General features: G+C 29.4%; 19 protein-coding genes. 1 reads left to right on the top strand and 18 read right to left on the bottom strand.

Features of this window, described 5'->3' with window-relative positions; genetic code table 11:
• Positions 1–71: 71 nt before the first annotated feature.
• The 5 genes from KTC92_RS16750 to speD all read right to left on the bottom strand — a co-directional run bounded on the left by KTC92_RS16750 (position 72) and on the right by speD (position 8,045).
• Entirely contained in the window at positions 72–2,504 is a 2,433-nt protein-coding gene (locus KTC92_RS16750) for a glycogen/starch/alpha-glucan phosphorylase (RefSeq protein ID WP_216302037.1), read from the bottom strand.
• 21 nt (positions 2,505–2,525) lie between these two features.
• A complete protein-coding gene (glgA, locus tag KTC92_RS16745; RefSeq protein WP_220286065.1) occupies positions 2,526–3,965 on the bottom strand; it encodes a glycogen synthase GlgA in 1,440 nt (479 codons plus the stop codon).
• Between the two features lie 123 nt (positions 3,966–4,088).
• Entirely contained in the window at positions 4,089–5,198 is a 1,110-nt protein-coding gene (gene glgD / locus KTC92_RS16740; RefSeq protein WP_216301948.1) for a glucose-1-phosphate adenylyltransferase subunit GlgD, read from the bottom strand.
• Between the two features lie 18 nt (positions 5,199–5,216).
• Complete coding sequence (locus KTC92_RS16735) at positions 5,217–6,371, bottom strand: glucose-1-phosphate adenylyltransferase (RefSeq protein WP_216301947.1); 1,155 nt, start codon at positions 6,369–6,371, stop codon at positions 5,217–5,219.
• 855 nt (positions 6,372–7,226) lie between these two features.
• Complete coding sequence (gene speD, locus KTC92_RS16730; RefSeq protein ID WP_216301946.1) at positions 7,227–8,045, bottom strand: adenosylmethionine decarboxylase; 819 nt, start codon at positions 8,043–8,045, stop codon at positions 7,227–7,229.
• A gap of 287 nt (positions 8,046–8,332) precedes the next feature.
• Here speD and asd point away from each other — a divergent pair, with 287 nt between their 5' ends.
• Positions 8,333–9,418, top strand: a complete 1,086-nt coding sequence (gene asd, locus KTC92_RS16725; protein ID WP_216301945.1) for an aspartate-semialdehyde dehydrogenase — start codon at positions 8,333–8,335, stop codon at positions 9,416–9,418.
• A gap of 467 nt (positions 9,419–9,885) precedes the next feature.
• Here the strand turns inward: asd and KTC92_RS16720 are convergent, their stop codons facing one another.
• From KTC92_RS16720 to cbiT, 13 genes are all read right to left on the bottom strand, one after another.
• A complete protein-coding gene (locus KTC92_RS16720) occupies positions 9,886–10,356 on the bottom strand; it encodes a hypothetical protein (RefSeq protein WP_220286066.1) in 471 nt (156 codons plus the stop codon).
• 287 nt (positions 10,357–10,643) lie between these two features.
• Positions 10,644–11,324, bottom strand: a complete 681-nt coding sequence (locus KTC92_RS16715) for a permease prefix domain 1-containing protein (protein WP_220286067.1) — start codon at positions 11,322–11,324, stop codon at positions 10,644–10,646.
• A gap of 4 nt (positions 11,325–11,328) precedes the next feature.
• Complete coding sequence (locus tag KTC92_RS16710; RefSeq protein WP_216301942.1) at positions 11,329–11,661, bottom strand: PadR family transcriptional regulator; 333 nt, start codon at positions 11,659–11,661, stop codon at positions 11,329–11,331.
• Between the two features lie 565 nt (positions 11,662–12,226).
• Positions 12,227–12,850, bottom strand: a complete 624-nt coding sequence (locus KTC92_RS16705) for an HAD family hydrolase (protein WP_220286068.1) — start codon at positions 12,848–12,850, stop codon at positions 12,227–12,229.
• A 233-nt stretch (positions 12,851–13,083) separates the two neighbouring features.
• On the bottom strand, positions 13,084–13,818 hold the full coding sequence (locus KTC92_RS16700) for a carboxylesterase (RefSeq protein ID WP_220286069.1): 735 nt from the start codon (positions 13,816–13,818) through the stop codon (positions 13,084–13,086).
• A gap of 277 nt (positions 13,819–14,095) precedes the next feature.
• Positions 14,096–14,677, bottom strand: coding sequence for a DJ-1/PfpI family protein (locus KTC92_RS16695; RefSeq protein ID WP_216301940.1), 582 nt, complete (start codon positions 14,675–14,677; stop codon positions 14,096–14,098).
• A 209-nt stretch (positions 14,678–14,886) separates the two neighbouring features.
• A complete protein-coding gene (locus KTC92_RS16690) occupies positions 14,887–15,594 on the bottom strand; it encodes an ABC-2 transporter permease (protein ID WP_220286070.1) in 708 nt (235 codons plus the stop codon).
• A 189-nt stretch (positions 15,595–15,783) separates the two neighbouring features.
• A complete protein-coding gene (locus KTC92_RS16685) occupies positions 15,784–16,458 on the bottom strand; it encodes an ABC-2 transporter permease (protein WP_220286071.1) in 675 nt (224 codons plus the stop codon).
• Positions 16,451–17,329, bottom strand: a complete 879-nt coding sequence (locus tag KTC92_RS16680; RefSeq protein ID WP_258280632.1) for an ABC transporter ATP-binding protein — start codon at positions 17,327–17,329, stop codon at positions 16,451–16,453. The genes KTC92_RS16685 and KTC92_RS16680 overlap by 8 nt, the downstream gene beginning before the upstream one ends.
• Positions 17,330–17,331: 2 nt before the next feature.
• Positions 17,332–17,709: a GntR family transcriptional regulator gene (locus KTC92_RS16675; protein ID WP_220286072.1), complete on the bottom strand. Its 378-nt coding sequence runs from the start codon at positions 17,707–17,709 to the stop codon at positions 17,332–17,334.
• 490 nt (positions 17,710–18,199) lie between these two features.
• Positions 18,200–18,628 carry an HTH domain-containing protein gene (locus KTC92_RS16670; protein ID WP_220286073.1) on the bottom strand — a complete coding sequence of 143 codons (429 nt, stop codon included), beginning with the start codon at positions 18,626–18,628 and terminating at the stop codon, positions 18,200–18,202.
• Between the two features lie 1,026 nt (positions 18,629–19,654).
• Positions 19,655–19,891 carry a hypothetical protein gene (locus tag KTC92_RS16665; RefSeq protein WP_258280631.1) on the bottom strand — a complete coding sequence of 79 codons (237 nt, stop codon included), beginning with the start codon at positions 19,889–19,891 and terminating at the stop codon, positions 19,655–19,657.
• A gap of 413 nt (positions 19,892–20,304) precedes the next feature.
• The gene (gene cbiT / locus KTC92_RS16660) at positions 20,305–20,868 is read right to left on the bottom strand and encodes a precorrin-6Y C5,15-methyltransferase (decarboxylating) subunit CbiT (protein WP_220286074.1); all 564 of its coding nucleotides are present in this window, start codon (positions 20,866–20,868) and stop codon (positions 20,305–20,307) included.
• Positions 20,869–20,893: the final 25 nt, after the last annotated feature.

Genomic DNA, 20,893 nt, shown 5'->3' with positions numbered 1-20,893 from the left:
TTTCGTTAAATCAATATGTATTTAAAAAAATGCTGTACTAGATAATAATCTAGTACAGCATTTTTATACAATTATAATTTAATATTAACCGCAGGAATTCCCCAAATTTCTTTTGCATATTTCTCTACAGTGTTATCACTTGAAAAGATACCCGACTTAGCAATATTTGTAATGGCCATTTGTTGCCAAATGGACTTTTGTCTATATAACCTGTCAATTTCTCTATGTGCCTTTACATAAGCATCAAAATCTTTAAGCACAAAATACTCATCATTGTGTAATAGTAAACTATCATATATGCTCATAAATTCCATTTTAGGAGTTTCTAAAAATCCATTTACCAATTGATTCACTATAGTATTTACTCTTTGATCGCTATTATATATATCATAAGAGTTATAACTTTTATTCTTGTAATATTCTATTACTTCTTCTGATGTTAGTCCAAATAATATAATATTTTCTTTTCCGACTGCTTCAAATATTTCTACGTTTGCCCCGTCTAAGGTTGCTAGTGTTATAGCCCCATTCATCATAAATTTCATGTTACCAGTTCCAGAAGCCTCCTTAGATGCAGTAGAAATCTGTTCACTAACATCAGCACAAGGAATAATTTTCTCAGCTAATGACACACCATAATTTTCAAGGAATACTATCTTTATTTTACCGCGCGCTATAGGATCATTATTTATCTTAGAGGCTATTGTATTAATAAGTTTAATAGTTTGTTTTGCTATATAATAACTTGGAGAAGCTTTCGCACCAAATATAAAAGTTCTTGGAACCATATCTAAATTAGGGTTTTCAAGAAGCTGGTTATATAAATGCATTATATGGAATACATTTAAAGTTTGTCTTTTATAGGAATGCAGTCTTTTTACCTGAACGTCAAATATGGAATTCGGATCAATTTCAGTTCCATAGTTGGTTAATATATAGTTTGAAAATTTTATTTTATTATTCGTTTTTATGCTATGTGTTTTTTCTTGAAAAGCGGTATCCTTTGAATAATCCATTAATTTATGGAGCTCATTTGGAGACTTTACCCACCCATAACCTATAGTTTCCGTTATAAGTTCTGCGAGCTTTTGATTAGAATTTAATAGCCATCTTCTATGAGTTATGCCATTAGTTTGGTTGTTAAATTTTTCTGGGAAGAACTCATAAAAATCAGCCAATTCTTGATGCTTTAATAATTCTGTATGCAATTTTGCAACTCCATTAACAGAATGGCTTCCTACAATAGCGAGATACGCCATCCTTATATATCCATCATAAATAATAGACATTTTATTGACTTTATTCCAATCTCCATTGTACCTATGATACACTTCATTACAAAAACGCCTGTTTATTTCTTCTACAATCATATAAATACGTGGAAGTAATTTTTTAAACATATCTACAGGCCATTTTTCTAGTGCCTCTGCCATAATTGTATGGTTAGTATATGCCATAGTTCGCGTTGTAATATCCATTGCAGCGTCCCAAGATAAACCCTCCTCATCAATTAATAGCCTCATTAGTTCAGCCACAGCTACAGCCGGATGGGTATCATTTATCTGCACCGCCACGTGTTTATGAAACTCACTAAATGAAAGTTTCTTCTTTTTATAATTTCTTAAAATACTTTGTAATCCAGCACTCACAAAAAAATACTCTTGCTTAAGCCTTAGTAATTTACCCTTTTCATAGCTATCATCTGGATATAAAATTTGTGAAATAGCCTCCGCTGAATATTTGTTTTCACCAGCTTTTGCATAATTTCCTTGACTAAAGGATGAAAAATCAAAATCTTCCTCCATAGTTTCTGCGCTCCAAAGCCTTAATGTATTTACAGTATTATTCTCATATCCTTTTATTGGAGTGTCGTATGGTACCGCCCTTACACACTCATAATTTTCATGGCTAACTCTTGTTAATCCATTCTCTTTATTTAAATGTACATCTCCACCAAATCTTACTTCTACAGACTTGCTTTCTTTTCTTATTTCCCACGAATTACCATTTCTTAACCAATTATCAGGAACTTCTACTTGATAACCATTTTCTATTTTCTGTTTGAATAATCCATATTTATACCTTATGCCGCAACCATGACCCGGTATCTGCGTAGATGCCATAGAATCTAAGAAACATGCTGCCAATCTTCCAAGCCCACCATTACCGAGCCCCGCATCCGATTCTATATCCTCTATCTTTTTTAAACTAATTCCTAAATCATTAAGAGCATCCTCACAAATATCCTTTATACCTAGATTAACTAGATTACTATCTAGTAATCTACCAATTAAAAATTCCATAGAAAAATAATACACTTGTTTTCCTCTATTTTTTCCATACGCTTTATTACTTTCTATCCATGGTTTAGAGCAATAGTCTTTTACTAGTGCACCTAAAGCATAATATTGATGCAGAGGCGATGCATCAATTTCATCTTCTGCAAACATTGTTTGTAGTTTCTCTACATAGTCCAATTTAAATATTTCTTTATCTATTACTATAATATTCACCACCTAGCAATTTTAAAATTTACTTTTCAGATTAGTATATAATTCCATATAGTTTTCAGCCGAATTTTCCCAACTATTGTTTGAAATCATGGCATTTTGAACTAATTTATTCCAAGACTCTTTGTCTTTGTATAAATCCAGAGCCCTCTTTATAGCATCTAACAATTCTTGACTACTATAATTTTCAAAAGAAAAACCATTACCAATACTAGTATATTTATTATAAGGGATAACGGTGTCTTTGAGCCCTCCAGTTTCCCTGACAATTGGAATACTTCCATATTTCAAGGCTATAAGCTGGCCTATGCCACAAGGTTCAAATAAAGATGGCATCAAAAACATATCTGAAGCAGCGTATATTTGCTGTGCTAGCTCCTCATCGAAAATAATATTTGTCGATATCCTACTTGGGTAAATAGACGCAAAGTATTGAAATATATCTTCATAATATCCTTCACCATTACCAAGCAGTACTATCTGTATTGGAAGAATAAGCAATTCCTGGAGTTTATCCACAATTAAATCTAAGCCTTTTTGTTTCACTAGTCTAGTGGTAATTCCTATCATTGGCATTTCTTCATCTACGGTAAACCCTAGTTTTTCTTGTAGCTTTAATTTGTTTTTCACTTTCTGTTTTATACTTTTTTCATCATAATTGCAAAATATTTTTTTATCCACCCTAGGATCATAGAGATCATAATCTATACCATTTACTATGCCATATATATTTTCAGCCTTTGAGGCTAATAATCCATCTAGCGATTCCCCATAAAAAGGAGTTTGTATTTCTCTTGCATAAGTGTTGCTTACAGTAGTTACTGCATCTGAGAAAACAATCCCGCCCTTCATAAATGATACATTGTCATAAAATTTTAATGCTTCATCATTAAAATATTTCCAATCTAAATCTATTAAATCACCTAGTATCTCTTTGTTGAATACTCCTTGATATTTCAAATTGTGTATAGTGAATACACTTTTTATTTCATTATATCGCTCATCTTCACTATAATTTTCTTTAAGTAAAGCTGGTACTATTCCAGAGTGCCAATCATTACAATGAATTATATCTGGCACGAAATCCCCCATGTATTTTATAGATTCTAAGATTGCTTTTGAAAAGTAAGAGAATCTCTCTCCATCATCATAATATCCATATATCTCAGGCCTTTTAAAATAATCTTCATTATCTACAAAATAATAAGGCACCTCATCATAAGTCAAATGTTGTAGTCCACAATACTTATCTCTCCAACCAACTTTAACCTTAAAACTAGCTATAGTTTCCATGCAATTTTTAAATGACAAAGGAATTTTACTATATTTAGGTATAATTACTCTTGCGTCAATGCCGAGCTTTCTTAAAGCTTTAGGCAGTGCATATGCAACATCCCCAAGGCCTCCAGTTTTTATAAAAGGATATGCTTCAGAAGCCACAAATAATACTTTCATACTAAACCCCCCATTAAATATATGAAAATAAATAACAAGTAAGTATACTTGTTATTTTGTAAACAAGCTGAACAAGTAAGTATACTTGTTATTTATTTTCATATACCTTATTTTTTAAAATTGTTATGGCCGAAATTTTTTTTCAATAACCACCGGAAAATCTTCATCCCCATTTAGTACTGTATTTTCACTTATAATTGTATTTTTATCAATTATAACATTAGTCAGTTTACAACCTTTTTTAATTTCGCAATTCTGAAATATTATACAATTTTTGATTTCTGCCCCTTCGTGTACCGTCACCCTTCTTGAAATTATACTTTTCTCTATACTTCCTTTTAAAATACATCCATTGGAAATCAAAGCATTACTAACCTTTGATCCATTAAAGTATTTAGTAGGAGCTTCATCTTTACTCTTTGTATAGATTAACCCTTTGTTAAAGAATAATTCCTTGGTTACTTTACCATTTAGCATATCCATACTAGTTTTATAATAATTTTTTACAGAATTTACACATTGGAGGTATCCTTTAAACTCATATGCATTTACATTAAGTTCAGTAATTTCACTACAAATAACTTCTTTCATCGAATTATGATATCCAGTCTGAATGCACTTGTTTACAATAGCTATAAGAGTGCTTTTTTTCATTATATACATTTCCATTGATATATTTAGTTCGTCCTCTGCTCCTATGTTTTTTCCAATGTTCAAAACTTTATTTTCTTCATCAATATATAAAGTGCTACAACTTACATAATGCGTCTTCCCATTATTTGTTTTTTTGTATACTACCGTTATATCGCTACCGGATTCTTCGTGATACTTAGCAGCCTCATTGTAATCCATGTTACATAACATATAAGAAGAAGATATTATTACATACTCTTGCTTAGTTCTATAAATATATTCCATGTTTTCACTTATTGCATCTATATCTTTTAATTGTGATGTTTCTGAGGTAAGATTAAACAAAAATAGTCCATTTATTTTTCTATCTAAATCCCATGGTTTCCCTGAACCTAAATGATCCACTAAGGACCTCGATTTTGTGTTAGTAAACATACCTATATTATGAATACCCGAATTAATCATATTCGAAAGCACAAAATCAATAATTCTATATCTCCCACCTATAGGAATCGACGCTATAGGTCTCGATTTTGTAAGACTTTTAATATTATCTTCTTGCTCATTTAACATTAATATTCCTATATAATTTTTAAGCATGCTCTCACCTCGCAAGTTTTATAATTTAGTTACTTTCTTTGAATCAACCTTAATTTCTCTTCCTTGTTCTATAACAATAATGTCTTCTCCATTGCCAATATGCACATTACGTCTTACGGTAACATTACTTCCTATAATAGCTTTATCTATTACCACATTATTGCCTATTTTAGTATTAGGTAGAATTACGGAATTAGTTATTTTAGTGTTTTTTCCTACATGTACTCCATGAAAAAGCACACAATTGCTTATTTCTCCAAAAACAGTACATCCCTCATTGAGCATTGCATTGTCAATGCTTGCGCTAGGTCCGATATATTGTGGTGGCATCATAGGGTTCACTGTATATATTTTCCATTGATTATCATGTATATCGAGTTCGTTATCGTCAGATAGCAAATCCATATTAGCTTCCCATAAACTTTCAATAGTACCAACATCTCTCCAATACCCTTTGAATGGATATGCATATAATTTTTGATTATTTATCAACATTTTTGGTATTATATTCTTACCAAAATCGTTACTGGAATTTTTATCAAGGTTATCATCTTTTAAAAGCTGTTTAAGAACAGACCATTTAAAAATATAAACTCCCATAGATGCTAAATTGCTTTTAGGCTCTTCTGGTTTTTCATCAAATTCAAAGATGCTGTGATCCTCTCGTGTGTTCATTATTCCAAATCTACTTGCCTCGGCCTTCGTTACTTCTAATACTGCAATGGTAACATCTGCGCCTTTTTCTTTGTGATAATCTAACATTTTGGAATAATCCATTTTATAAATATGGTCTCCTGATAAAATAAGAACATACTCTGGTTCGAAGCTATCGATGTAATTTGTGTTTTGATATATAGCATCTGCTGTGCCATTATACCAATTTCCACCATCTTGACTTTGGTAAGGTGGAAGTAGACTCACCCCTCCGTTTTTCCTATCTAAATCCCAAGGTGCGCCTATACCTATATGAGAGTTTAAAGCCAAAGGTTGGTATTGAGTAAGAACTCCTACAGTGTCTATATCCGAATTAGAACAATTACTTAAAGAAAAATCTATAATTCTATACTTTCCTCCAAATGGAACCGCAGGCTTTGCTGTGATTTTAGTTAATTGTTTTAGTCTTGACCCTTGGCCTCCTGCCAATATCATAGCTATCATTTCTTTTTTTATCATGCTAGTTCTCTCCTTTCTAAACCTTTACTAATTAAATCATCTCCTGCGGAGCTACAATACTAACTTTTACTAAAGCTAACATCTTACTTAATAAAGATTTTTACACATTTTTACACCTAATTACCTCATCATGTAAAAACACAAAAAAAAATCTTTAGAAAATGCATACATTAATGAGAACAAATACGTTTCATAAAATTTATCTACAAGGTACATAGAATCTTTAGGGATTTTCAAAACAACTAATCAAAGAAAAATATTTGATGGCTTGCCATCCCCAAGAGGCTCATCCACAATTTCGCTTTAAAAATTAGGAATATACCCTCCACTTTAAACATATAAAAATTATAATTTAGTAATTGTATATAATAAATTTTGAATTCTAAAATTTATTAAAACGAAAGCAAAGCCTTATTTAACTGCATTTATTTGAATATTTATAATAATATTTTTATAATGTTTTTATAATTGTATCATAATAATAGGGAAAATATTGGTGGATTTTGCTCCTTATAATAATTATTTATCTACAAGTTTACTAAAGTTTCTTTTAGGATTAGAATATTATTACACTGTTTTAAGTTTCATAATAAAAATATATAAATATTTAAAGATAATTACATTTTTTTTATATCAATAAAATTTTTTTGGGAATAAGTGTTACATTTATAACTATATTACCCGCCAATATTCTGTTAAATATTTACAATTATTTTCTGTATCAGTTTTTATTACAGATAGCTAAAAATCTATAACTCTATAATCATGCTTTATGATAAAGCTCATAATTATTAAGGCACATTAAAATGAATAATTATTCATTTTAATGTGCCTTAGATAAAATTTCATAGAAATTTACTCATTAGAAATATCCATACCATAAAATATTTCGCCCATTTCCTTTTTTAATTTTTGTATAATATCACATTTTTCATCTTCATTTAAATCTTCTTGTTTAATCTCAAATAAATAATTATCAAGCTCAAAATCGTTTAATATCATTTTAGTATGAAATATATTAGATTGATATATATTCATATCAATTAAGTTGTATTTATTTATAGTTTCTTTTGAAATATAATCTTGTATAGAATTAATTTCATGATCTATAAAATGTTTTTGACCATCCATATCTCTAGTGAAGCCGCGAACTCTATAATCAATAGTAATAATATCCGAATCAAAACTATCTATTAAGTAATTTAGAGCTTTTAATGGCGAAATAGTACCACAAGTGGCTACATCTATATCTACTCTAAAAGTGCTTATATCATTTTGAGGATGGCTTTCAGGATAAGTATGTACTGTTACATGACTTTTATCTAAATGTCCCACGATATTCTCACGAATCGGAGTTAAAATTCCTCTATTACAGGTAGGATCCACCACATATAATGGAATTTCTTCCTCTGAAATAAGTAATGTTACGCTTGCTCCTTGGGGATCATAGTTCTGCTTTGCAATATTTAGCACACTTGCGCCTATCGTCTCAGTAACGTCGGTAAGAATTTTTGTTAACCTCTCAGCGTTGTATTGTTCATCAATATACTCTATATATCTTTTGCGATCCTCTTCTGTTTTTGTATAGCAAATATCATAAATGTTAAAACTTAATGATTTTGTTAAGTTGTTAAACCCATAGAGCTTTATTTTATTTTTCTCATTTTTAGCCAACTTTATTCCCCATTTCTATTAGACTTCTTCTAAAGAAAATTATATAACTTATGACTTCATTGTCAAGATATAAATTTATCGTTTCTTTCCATTCTATATAATAAATTGCTTGAAGTATATACTTTTTAACATTATAATTATTTATAATAGCAATATATATAATAGTAGTATATATGATTTTATGTTTATCATACTATTCCCTGTATAACATGGATATTAATATATTTAAGTGTAATATTTATATTTTTCTACAAATGTATATCATTAGAATCGGAGGTATTAATACAATGTATAAAAAATTAAAAGTTGGATTATTAGGTGGAACTGGATTTGTTGGTCAACGTCTTGTTACACTACTTGAAAATCACCCTTATTTTGAAATAGCTGTTATTGCTGCTAGTGAGAACTCTGTGGGTAAAACTTATTATGACGCAGTAAATAACAGATGGAAACTAGACGTACCTATGCCTGAAAGCGTTAAAAATATTGTAATTAAAAATATAAATGAAGTAGATGTAATAAGCAGCGAGGTAGATTTTGTCTTCTGTGCTGTTAATATGAACGCTAATGAAATAAGAGAAATTGAAGAGAAATATGCAAAGGCTGAAACTCCTGTAGTTTCAAATAACTCTGCACACCGAGGTACACCTGATGTTCCAATGGTTATTCCAGAAATAAATGCTGACCATTTTGAACTAATTAACGCACAACGTAAGCGTTTAGGCACTAAAAGAGGCTTTATTGTTGCGAAACCCAACTGCTCAATTCAAAGTTATGTTCCTGCTATAAGCGCCCTTATGGAATATAAACCCACAAAAATATTAGTTTGCACCTATCAGGCTATATCAGGTTCTGGAAAAATATTTTCAGACTGGCCGGAAATCATTGACAACGTTATACCCTATATAGGTGGAGAAGAAGAAAAGAGCGAGCAGGAACCCCTAAAAATTTGGGGCCATATGGAGAATAATAAGATAGTTAATGCTGCGGAACCTATAATTTCAACTCAATGCATTCGTGTTCCTGTGGCAGATGGTCACTTAGCTGCAGTTTTTGTTTCTTTTGAAAATAAACCATCAAAAGAAACTATTTTAAAGCATTGGGCAAGTTACGAAGGCAAACCACAGCTTTTAGAACTACCAAATGCCCCAGAGCAATTCCTAACTTATTTTGAGGAAAATGATAGACCTCAAGCTAGACTAGATAGAGATATTGAAAAAGGAATGGGCATATCACTTGGAAGACTTAGGGAAGATAAATTGTTTGACTATAAATTTGTTTGCCTATCTCATAACACTTTACGTGGTGCAGCCGGTGGCGCAGTGCTTTCTGCTGAACTTTTAATGAAAGAAGGTTATTTAACTTCAAAATAAAGAGAAAAAAAGTATATATTACGCGTATTGCAATACGATTAATGCATTCACTTGACTAAGAACTACTAATTTTATTTTTAATTAATCTGCTAGAAAACATAAACTCGCTGTCGCTCAAACATATGTTTTTCGAAACGCATCTTAATTAAAAATAAAATAAGAAGTTCTAAAGCTTGCTTCAATGCATTATACGTAATATATACTTTTTTTGCGCCTAAAAATCAGTGTTTTGCGAATATAAAATTCTCTGCCTCTGGGTAGTTCTCTTAGATACATAACAATTATTAATTATTATGTGACCACACTCGACATCCTGCCTCAGGTTCGCTAGCACATCCTTCTGCTTATCTTTTATGTTTTACAACCTTTAAGAGAATCCCCAAATTTTGAGTTTACCTTAATTCAGATTATAAGAATGATATGTCTTAACTTTATAGGTAATTTACCTAAGATAATACTCATTAGCTTTATATCTTATTAATGATCTTAATGAATCCATTATCTAAATGTTCTCTTAGAATATATAAAATTGAATTAAGACTTTTCTTTTCAAAAGCTAAGTCGTTGGGGCCAGCATTATTGTAATACATAATTTTCACTTCATGTGTTTTATTGTAAATTTCCACTCTTTTTACTTGACTCCATGCCGTACTAGAATTGGTACATGCCAAAAAACCGTTCTCATAAATACCTTGTCTTAATTTTGAGATAAGGTAAAATTCAATAAATAAACCTAATCCAAGTAACACCTCAAAAGATTTTTGTCTTTTATAAATCATTAAACTTCCTAAGATTGCACCGATAAGAAGCATTACAATACTAAAAATTTTACTGTGCTTGGATTGTATGATTAATTTTCTTTGTTTAACAAGTGATAATATAGTAATGAATAGCATATAAGCCATTTGAATCAATATTGGGATATCTGTTCTATCCATATTTTCTCCTTTCTTATCTAATATAACTTAGTATTATTTCGACGTATCACCATTCTTCTTTTTCCCAACACTCATCAATTAAATGTTCATTTTCCAGCTTCACATTATAGACATAACCTGTCCAGTTTATCTGACTTTTTTAATAAATCTCCTTCTGCTTATCTTTTATATTTTACAACCTTTAAGAGAATCCCAAAATTTTGAGTTTCCCTTAATTTGAATTATAAGAATGTTCCCAAGCAACATCTTTAATCAGCGCCTAAATTTAATACGTAAATCAACCTTTATTAAAGCCCAAGCCAGACAAAGGATGATATACCTATTTTTCTTAGATACCTAAGGGGAACGTCTTCATTACTGCTACCTATAATTATATTTTTGCTACCCTTCTCTGTGGTAATCTGCTTGCTCGTAGCTCCAATACCCTCCTCAACAGCTTCACCTTGAAAATCACTTGGATATATGTATTCTATATTTTCCAACTTAAAATTAACATTAAATGGACTAGCCAGTGCTACATATATAAGCTTTTTTTTAGATTTATTAAATACTGTACTAATATCTTTATTTATAGAATCTATGTTATCTTTTCTATATGAATTCATTATAGTAAAAATTTCATTATTTCTTGTCTCAATTTGTTTCCAATAAATGTCGGTGCCTATTATAGAAACAGAACCAGATATTATGGTTATTAAGAGAAAGGCTACTGCTATTATTAATGTTTTTTTTGCCTTCTTGTTCACAAACTTAAATATACCAATTAATTCATTTTTAATTTGATTTTCTTCACCAAATCTATTAATTGCAATGGAAATGCTTTCTTCTTCAGATTTTCCTTCAGACTTTAACTCTTCTATCAGTTGCAATAAATGATTTTTCATTTCATATTTTAATGATTCGATTTCTTCTTTATTGCCACCTACATGTTTGTAAACTGAATTAACATACTTATCAATCTGTTCCATAAAATTATACCCCCCTGTAAAATGTATCAATAATTTTTTTAAAAAATATCCACTCAGTTTTTTTATTGTTTAAATAATTCATTCCTTCGGCTGTAATTTTGTAATACCTACGCCTTCCTCCACCACTTTCAGTATCATCCCAATATGGGGAAATTAGCTCGTTATTTTCAAGTCTTTTTAAGACAACATACATTGTTCCCTCTTTAATCTCAAATGTTTCTTGACTTATATTTCTTATTTTTTTGGCAATGTCATATCCGTATAAATCTTCACCTACTAAAAGGCTCAATATTATACTTTCGATATATCCTTTTATCATCTCTTTATTTATTTCCAATTTTTCTCACCTCATAATTACATAATAGCACAAACTACTATATAGTGTACAGTAGTTTATGCTATATAATTTCACAATAAAAAACACAGAATTAATTAAATCTATGTTTAAGTGACAACTCTTTGCTGCGTCATATTTTACAATGATGTATGTATCGTTCTTTTATGATATAGGAAACAGCTTGCGGAAAACAATGTGGATAACCTTTTTTACAATTAATAGTCAAGATTGATTCTTCATTTGCCAATATTAAATTCAAAGCCTCTGAATAGTTCTCTGGGGACATAACAGTTGTTAATTGTTATGTGCTCACATCCAATAGTATGTATTTTAACAATAAAAGATAAGCAGAAGGTTTAACGACATTTTAGGAGCAAAGTCTAACACTTCTATAAGTGGGGGTTACATACTCTAACAAATAGAAAACTTCAGTGGGAGTATAAATCTCCTTCTAAAGTCGTTAATATTGCAGCGACCCAGGAGATGATTTAACACATCTTTCTTATCTTTTATATTTTACACCCTTTAAGAGAATCCCCAAATTTTGAGTTTCCCTTAATCCGGATTAAACCTCTATAAATTCCAATATTTGTTTAGGTTTTTGAAAAATATAATTTGCATTAATCCCACTTGAGGATTTAGCACCCCATAACGCTAATGCAAAATCTATACCAGCACTGGATGCACAGTCCATATCATATTTAGTGTCACCAATGTAAATTGTCTTTGATTTATCTGCTCCTGATAATTCAATAAATTTTAAAATAGGTTCTGGATTAGGCTTATGTTTTTCTGTATCGTCTGCGCAAACTACTAATTTAAAGTAATTGGTTAACCCAAAAGGTACAAAGTCATTTATGTACTCTTTTTTAGTCTTTGAAGTAACTATACCTACTGAAATTCCCATTTCATTTAATTTTACTAATGTATCCTTAATATCATCGAAAACTTTCACATGAGAAATATATTCTTCTAAATATCTATTCCATTTCTCATTAGACTCATGAAGATTAGTTATTCCAAGTTTATTTAATGTTACCTCTCCTGGAATACCTAAAGCGAATCTTAATTCTTCAAAGCTAAAATTTTTATTAAGTTCTTCAAACATTAATTTTTGGAGTGATGAAAGAACTGCAAATTCGGTATCTAAAATCGTACCATCAATATCAAATATAACATAATTATACATTATTAACCTCCGTTTTTAAAATTAAGTAATTGCACATAGTTTACATACCTACAATTGTAAACTAGCTATTTAAGCCACTTCTATGATACTAAATATAGATAAGTCAGAAAAATCCACGCTAAGGAATCAAAATGATCTATGCATCATTCTTTTATTATATAGATAACCTACAACAAGGTCTAGAGTACCTGTAAGATCTCGTTGTCATAACTGGCAAAAACATAAAAGGCGTATCACCTTGTTAGTGCGCCTTTTATGTTTTTGACGTAAATATGTTTTTTCAGCCACTGTCTGAAAAATTCCAGTTGTTCTTCGGTGTGGAAATAGTGTTCTCCATGCTCCATTACTTGCAAATCACAGTCGAAGTGTTTTGCAAATGCAGATACCACATCAGACTCACATAAGTTATCTTCTGAACCATAAAGAATTGAAGTTGGATTATTCCAAGCAACAATAGGATGTTCTTTCACATAGCAGTAGTAATCCCAATAGAGTGTTTGTCCAATTGGTGTCGAAACTTCTTTTTCTGTCTTTAGTCTATCCTCACTTATGCTAAACCATGTCATCATATTATTTATGATAAGTTCCATATTTACCACAGGAGAGAGAAACAAACATTGTTTCAACGGCTCATGTCTATATCCTAACAGGCTAAAATATGCTCCCATACTACAAGCAAATATACTTATATTATTTGATAATGATTGTGCATAATGCATAATGGTATTAAGATCTTGAACACAGTTTTGGACTTTGCAAGCATAGGTTTCATCTTTACGGTCACCATGTTCAGGCAAATCGAAACTAAGCACTTGATAACCTATTACTGTTGCCTCTTCTGCAAATACAACAATCGCATCGTCTGCCTTATTTGACATATTACCATGCACCACTACGAATAACTTATCTGATTTATCGCCCCACAAAATTGCAGGGATATTTCCTATTTTCAAATTTTGTTTTATCATTGTAATTTCTCCTCCATAAAATATAAATAATCTATAATTCGTATTAATCTACGATTATCTGTCATTCGTACATTTGTGATTAATACATTCTTTATGAATGCTTATGTATTAAATACCCATAATAGTATTTTTGTTTTTTCTTTAATTTAAGACCCTGCCTCTGGGCAGTTCTCTGGGGGGACATAACAATTAGTATTGGAAAAGCCTCAGGCTTAGAGTAACTTTTCTTAATATATGCTATTTAGCACAATTTATTTTTAGCCAAAGAGTTATTTTCTTAATATCCCATCAATTCTTTAACCTTGTCCTTATTTTCTTTATTTGTCAATTTCTCTAACAATATGAAAGCCACTTCCATTGCAGTCGATGGATTCCAAGATGTAATTATATTCTGGTCAATTACTATTGGTTGATTGATAACTTCAACACCAAAATCTTTCAACTGTTTTTGCCTTATTCCATCTCTTTTATTGTAGGTAGTTCCTTTTCTTCCTTTTAAAACTCCACTTTTTCCTAGGGGTAATGCAGCAACACATATTGAGGCTATAGTTTTACCTTTTTTATCAAATCCCCTTAGAATTTCTAAAAACTGTTCGTTATAAGCATCACTATAGAAATCATATTCTATAAATCCTCCTGGAATTGCTAATGCGTCATAATCATCAATATTTACCTCATCAAAAGTGTAGTCTACTACAATCCTTTGATTAAATGTACTGTTTACTTCCTTGGTCCTTCCACATGTAAATAATTGTGTGGATTTATCACCATCAATGTAATTCCATCCAATTACATCAATAAAAACACTTGCTTCAAATGTTTCAAATCCATTTGCCAATAATAATAACACTTTTTTCATATTTATTCTCCTCTTAATTTGTAGATAGTGTAAATACTATCAAAAATAAAATCAACTAACAATACTTAATATTCATAATATCAGCATGCACTTGTAACTTTTTTATAAAAACTTTTAATTAATAAATATATGTACACTAACCAAATGCTCATGTATACAAAATAAAGTGCAATTTTTATACTTTTAGGAAACCATACATAAACAGATTTTCAAAGAATTAAATCTTTGTTCTCATAATACTTAATTGATATATTCACCGATGTGTACAATATTATAAGTAATATGCATACGAGAGCAACATTAGCTATTATACCTGGTATACCACTAAAATATTTAATAATATTATAAAAATTTTCACTCCCCATAATGTACAAAAATAAGATTGGAATAATACAGATAAGAATACTTACAAGAGCAAAAATATTTCGTACCTTTAAATATTCTAATTTAAAATAAATTGGGAAATAAATAGATATTAACAATATAGTACTTAAAATCGAATACATAATTATACTTTTGAAATTCATTAGTTTACTAAAATCATCAAGATGCATTAACTTACTTACATGAATAAATGTACCAACGCCTAAACCAGAAACCCCTATACGCCTAAATAGAAATGTGAAGATTATAGTACAAATCATAGCAAAAATTAAAAATATTACGGATCCTATATATTTTGAAAATACTACCTCTCTTCTATTTACTGGTAAACTGTTAAACATAATATTAGACTTAAACTTATAATCATTTTCACAGGAGTTCTTAAAATACTCATAAGCAATAAGTGGCGGAACTATCACATAAATAAAAGCTGGAGCATTTATGAAAAATAAATTATTTGTAAAACATAGTATTAAAACTACTGGAAAAGTTCCTTTGGTAATGCTAATGTCCTTTAAAGCTAAATTAAACATATTGCTCCCTCCATTAAAACCTTAATTATTTTTTATTCTTATATATACTTTTATTGATAATAAAATTGCGATTCCTAATAAAAAAAATGCAATTTGTTTTCTCACAACATAATCTGTAATCGCCGCTATTAACAATTTACTACCCCCTAACATTTAATTTAAATTAGTTTTCAAACTTATTATTTTAATCTATAAATCCTTATTAATATAAATCTTGAGTGAAGTAAAAATCGATATAGAAATTAATATAATTGAGCTACATAGAAATGATATAACCATATATAATTCAAAATTAGGCAAAATCACAAAATTCATTAAAGAATCTTTTGCAGTAGCATTGTCAATGAGAGTAACTATCACAACTGTAATAGTTAAACAAATGAATATAAAATAATTCAAAACCTTGTTAATCAATTGTGATTTTAAGTATCCAAGCCATAGATAAATGGGTAAATATACGGAACTGTAAACAACAGTAAAAATTGAAACTATTATTATATCAGTTAAATTCATAAATCTATTAATATGACTAAGTCCAGAAAATTTGATTATAGAAGCAAATAGTATGGTAATAGCAATTCCAATAATAAGGAAAACAAAACTAGATAAATATTTGCTAATAACTATTTCTTTTCGGCTTACTGGCAGACTGTTAATCATTCTATCAACATCGTTTCTTTCACCAAATCCGCAACTGCTTGTAATTAATGAATTTGCAAATATAGATGGTGTTAAAATATAAACTGATGCAGCTCCTAGAAATTGTAGAATACAAATGATAGTAAAATTTAATAAGATTGCTATCATTAAATCCTTAGTACTTTTTTTCTGCATAAGAATATCCTTTAGAACTAAGTTAACCATTCCTCCCCCCCTTAACCGTATAAACCATAATATCCTCTAAAGTTGCTCTTTCAATTAAAATGTCTTTACCAATAACCTTTTTTATTCTTTCAGCGTTGTCAGTTAAAGCTTCAAATCCAAAAGAACTTTCATTCATTCCAATAAATTCTCGCTTTGTATTATCAGTTATAAGTGATCGATCGCCTTTCACTATTTTGTATTTTTCTAATATATCATCTTTAGAATCTGAAAAAACTATCTTGCCCTTATTAATAAATGTAATTGAATCAGCCACCTTCTCTAAATCTGTAGTTATATGTGTTGAAAAAAATATACTTTTATTTTCATCTTGAATGATAAAACGAAGAATTTGTAATAATTCACTTCTAAATACAGGATCTAACCCTGAAGTTGGTTCATCCATTAAAATAAGTTCAGCTTTATGTGAAAGTGCAATAGCAAGAGAATATTTTATTTTCATACCTTTTGACAACTCTTTTATCTTTTTATTTTTAGGTAAGTTAAAATCTAAAAGATATTTACTAAATGCATTATCATCCCAATTTTTATAGAACCGAGATATTATATTTTTCATTTCAATTAATTTTAAATTTTCATAACAGTATGTTTCATCGTATACAAAACCTATTCTCTGTTTAATATCCTTTTCACTTTTTATGTTATCAAGACCAAAAATTTTCACATCTCCTGAATCTTTTTTAATCAAATTCATTATAAGATTTATTGTAGTACTTTTGCCTGACCCATTTGGCCCTATAAATCCCATAATATAACCTTTTTTCAATTCAAAATTTACATCCTTTAAAGTAAAATCTTTATAGTTTTTGGTTAAATTTTTAACCTCTAAAATATTATCCGTATTAATCCCCACCCCTATTTAATATTTTCAGATAAAATATCAAGTAATTCTTTCAAATCGTCTAAAGACAAATCAATAAATTTGCTTTCTTCAATAGCCTCTGTTAATTTTCCTTCAATAATTTTCAGCTTTCTTTCCCTCAATAACTCTTTGTTTTGCCCTGCCACATAGGATCCTTTACCCGGTACAGTGTTTATAAAACCTTCCATTTCAAGCTTTTCATAAGCCCTTTTAGTTGTACTGACACTGATTCGAAGCTCAATAGCTAAATTTCTAATAGATGGAAGTGCATCACTTTCATTTAATTGTCCGTTAAAAATATGATTTTTTATCTGTGTTGTAATCTGTTCATATATCGGCTCATCAGATGAGTTTGAGATTATTATTTTCATTTTAAGTCTCCTTTAAAGAAACATGTGTCTCTGTTCTTACTGTATTAACTGTATTAACTGCATGTACACAGTGTATGCCTTTTTTTTACTTATGTCAATATGATAAATATAGAACAAGTTGCTACTGATAAATATTTATTCATATTTATTAGATTATCTCATTTGCATCGGAGAGTGTTCTATTTTGTCGTTAAAGAACTATTTCCTTAATATACCATCAATTCTTTTATATATAAACAACATTAAAATCAATTGCCTAGGCCATTTCTATGTGAGTTAGTATAGATCATCCGACAAAACCTAATTTAAGACATAAATTAGATATAAACATGACTTTTGCCTACGTTAAGCAAGTAATATCTAAAATAAGTCCCATAAAGTTTATATTAAAACTCTCAAATAAAATAAAACTAGAGTGTTTTTTACTCTAGTTAGTTAACAATATAAGAATAATATTCAGCATGTCCGAAATCGCTTAATATAACATATATTATATTTTAGGCTCAACAGTTTTAAATATAAGTCTTAATGTCATTATTACCGATGCAAGCTTATATTTTATCTCAATTGGCACTGTGCTACTATCAATCATGAAATCTAAAACATACTGTGTTGGGATTTTTGCAAATTTGGCAATAGTATCAGCACTAATCTTATGTACTTCAATTAGAACTCTTAAAAATGCTTTAAACTTAAAATCTGGTTCCTCCTTTGGAATAATGTCTAACATTGCTATTAAATTTCCAAAAGAAGAACGCTCTGCAAACCCTGTTGGTACTTCAATCTTGTGTCCATCACTTTTTACGCCCAACAAATGTGATAGACATTCTGTGCTCATTCCATAATCCTTCGTCAATGTATCTAATATTTCTCCTATCTCTTTATCTATATCTGTAATTATCTGAATTTCATTTTCCATTATTATCACCTCTTAAATTTAATTCGTATTTTACGAAAAAAGTGAAGTTATACCTTATCTAATTATATTCAGTATCCTTTTCTTAAACTCTTATGTAATAATATACATCACTTTTAACATTTAGAGTCTAGCTCATAGTTTACATATCACCAACGTTTTTCAACTGCAATACGAGTATCTGACAAGAAGCCTATTATTGCCACTATACTCATACTTACTTGAAATTAGACTTATTAAAACGATTATAGCTATAAAATTAAATATAAACAATAAAATGGTTGTCATTGTGGTCATACTATCATCTCCTTATTTTAACATCGTTAGTTACAACAACTAACGATTCTTCCCATTTTCCTTATTGAAAAGTATACAACTATGTATATTTATTATTAAGTTAAAAAATAAAATACCAATGACAAAATTGAACTTTCCATCAATGAACAAACTTACTAATATAAGAATAATATTAATGATTGTTATAATCCTTGTTTTTTTAATGCTCCTTTTTTTAAACAACATTTTTTCAATACTCATTTTCAATCTCGTCCAATAAACTCTCAATTTTCAACCCCCTGTAATAAAAATCATTAAATACAATGATCTATGTATTGTTCTTTTATGATATAGATAACCTATAATAAAATTGTAACATATTTTTATTATTATATTGAAATAATTAGCAAATAAAACATATGCTTCCACAACCTTATGCAGATAAAAATAACATGCTAATTATAAAGTTAATTAGCATGTTATTATATTAGGAAACGGCTTGCGGAAAACAATGTGGATAAATTGAAGTTTATTTCTTGTTATTTTTTTTATTAATGGCAACAAAAGCACATAAAAAAGTAGCACCTATTGCAATCGAAAGAGCAATGTTCATTTGAATTTCTCCTCTCAAATTCCTATTTACATATTAATTTAATAAAAAGCTACTGTACATTAAAATACAATTATTCATGTATCGTAGAATCACGATTGATGTACTATTTAAGAAAAATACGTCTTAAATAAACCTAAAGATTATGTTCGGTTTTCAAATATACTTTGTTTATTTAATTGCAGTTGACTTGATGTTAACTGAATAATCAATTCCTCAATTGCTGATATGCTTACCACGGCACAAATTATATACATCAATACTGTTGTATGAACAAATGGAAGTAATATTGGAAATATGAATAAAACTAAGCCAGTGATTTTATTTCCGTAAGTATGAAGACTTGCAAAAGTTTTATATTTTTTAATGCCTATAACCATCGATGCTAATCTTATAATAGCAATTGAAATAATCCAAATGACTATTTTAGTTGCAGGATTTACGATTGGATAAAATACCAGCTAAAAGACTTTTTAGTGGGAATTATTAAGATTTATACTAGGCTACCTGCATAATAGTATGATTTTCTCCGGAAGCGACTTCAAATAAGAGGAGCAGAAACAATTGAAATTTCATTTAGAAATCCTACCGATTTATGCGCAAAAAAAAGTATATATTACGTATAATGCATTGAAGAGAGCTTTAGAACTTCTTATTTTATTTTTAATTAAGATGCGTTAAGAAAAACATATGTTTGAGCGATTATAGCGAGTTTATGTTTTTTAGCAGATTAATTAAAAATAAAATTAGTAGTTCTTAGCGAAGTGAATGCATTAATAGTAATATATACTTTTTATATTTTTTTTCCACTAACAATAAATATAGGATTATTTGCCATTAACATATAGCTCTTTCCTTTTGTCTTACTTACTTGAATTTGTACACATTCTACTTCATAATTTAATGTTTTTAAAGCTTCCATAGCCTTGTACACATTATTTATTGTTATAAAATTTAAAACTATATTTCTGTTTTTCTTAAGCTTACTTCCATACTTATCGATAATATCAGCTATATTTCCACCACTTCCACCTACAAATATAGCATCAAATTCTCCTGTTATATTAGTCTGTATCTCCATGGCTTCTGAACTTAGTATTTCCAGGTTACTCGTTTTAAATTTTTCTTTATTTTGTTTTATAACCTCTAATGCATCAAGATCTTTTTCTATAGCGATTACTTCACCACTACTGCATATCTGAGCAATCTGAATACTTACTGATCCTGTTCCCGCACCGATGTCTATTACCCTATAGTCCTCTTCAAGCTCAAGCTTTACTACACTTAATATTCTTACTTCTTCCTTAGTCATTGGGCAATTGCCCCTTATAAATTCATTATCTTTAATAAATCTCATGTTTTACACTTCCTTCAATTTTAGA

The organism is Clostridium sp. CM027 (assembly GCF_024730565.1).
GTDB classification, from domain to species: domain Bacteria; phylum Bacillota; class Clostridia; order Clostridiales; family Clostridiaceae; genus Clostridium_AD; species Clostridium_AD estertheticum_B.
Note: the sequence above shows the minus strand (reverse complement) of the source record. Positions and strands in the feature narration are given on the sequence as shown.

What these genes read in the sequence shown, in the direction of transcription:
- glgA (WP_220286065.1), bottom strand. Translation starts at nt 3,965, where the DNA reads ATGAAAGTATTATTTGTGGCTTCTGAAGCATATCCTTTTATAAAAACT.
- glgD (WP_216301948.1), bottom strand. Translation starts at nt 5,198, where the DNA reads ATGCTTAAAAATTATATAGGAATATTAATGTTAAATGAGCAAGAAGAT.
- KTC92_RS16735 (WP_216301947.1), bottom strand. Translation starts at nt 6,371, where the DNA reads ATGATAAAAAAAGAAATGATAGCTATGATATTGGCAGGAGGCCAAGGG.
- asd (WP_216301945.1), top strand. Translation starts at nt 8,333, where the DNA reads ATGTATAAAAAATTAAAAGTTGGATTATTAGGTGGAACTGGATTTGTT.
- KTC92_RS16720 (WP_220286066.1), bottom strand. Translation starts at nt 10,356, where the DNA reads ATGGATAGAACAGATATCCCAATATTGATTCAAATGGCTTATATGCTA.
- KTC92_RS16715 (WP_220286067.1), bottom strand. Translation starts at nt 11,324, where the DNA reads ATGGAACAGATTGATAAGTATGTTAATTCAGTTTACAAACATGTAGGT.
- KTC92_RS16705 (WP_220286068.1), bottom strand. Translation starts at nt 12,850, where the DNA reads ATGTATAATTATGTTATATTTGATATTGATGGTACGATTTTAGATACC.
- KTC92_RS16700 (WP_220286069.1), bottom strand. Translation starts at nt 13,818, where the DNA reads ATGATAAAACAAAATTTGAAAATAGGAAATATCCCTGCAATTTTGTGG.
- KTC92_RS16695 (WP_216301940.1), bottom strand. Translation starts at nt 14,677, where the DNA reads ATGAAAAAAGTGTTATTATTATTGGCAAATGGATTTGAAACATTTGAA.
- KTC92_RS16690 (WP_220286070.1), bottom strand. Translation starts at nt 15,594, where the DNA reads ATGTTTAATTTAGCTTTAAAGGACATTAGCATTACCAAAGGAACTTTT.
- KTC92_RS16685 (WP_220286071.1), bottom strand. Translation starts at nt 16,458, where the DNA reads ATGGTTAACTTAGTTCTAAAGGATATTCTTATGCAGAAAAAAAGTACT.
- KTC92_RS16675 (WP_220286072.1), bottom strand. Translation starts at nt 17,709, where the DNA reads ATGAAAATAATAATCTCAAACTCATCTGATGAGCCGATATATGAACAG.
- KTC92_RS16670 (WP_220286073.1), bottom strand. Translation starts at nt 18,628, where the DNA reads ATGGAAAATGAAATTCAGATAATTACAGATATAGATAAAGAGATAGGA.
- KTC92_RS16665 (WP_258280631.1), bottom strand. Translation starts at nt 19,891, where the DNA reads ATGGTTATAGGCATTAAAAAATATAAAACTTTTGCAAGTCTTCATACT.
- cbiT (WP_220286074.1), bottom strand. Translation starts at nt 20,868, where the DNA reads ATGAGATTTATTAAAGATAATGAATTTATAAGGGGCAATTGCCCAATG.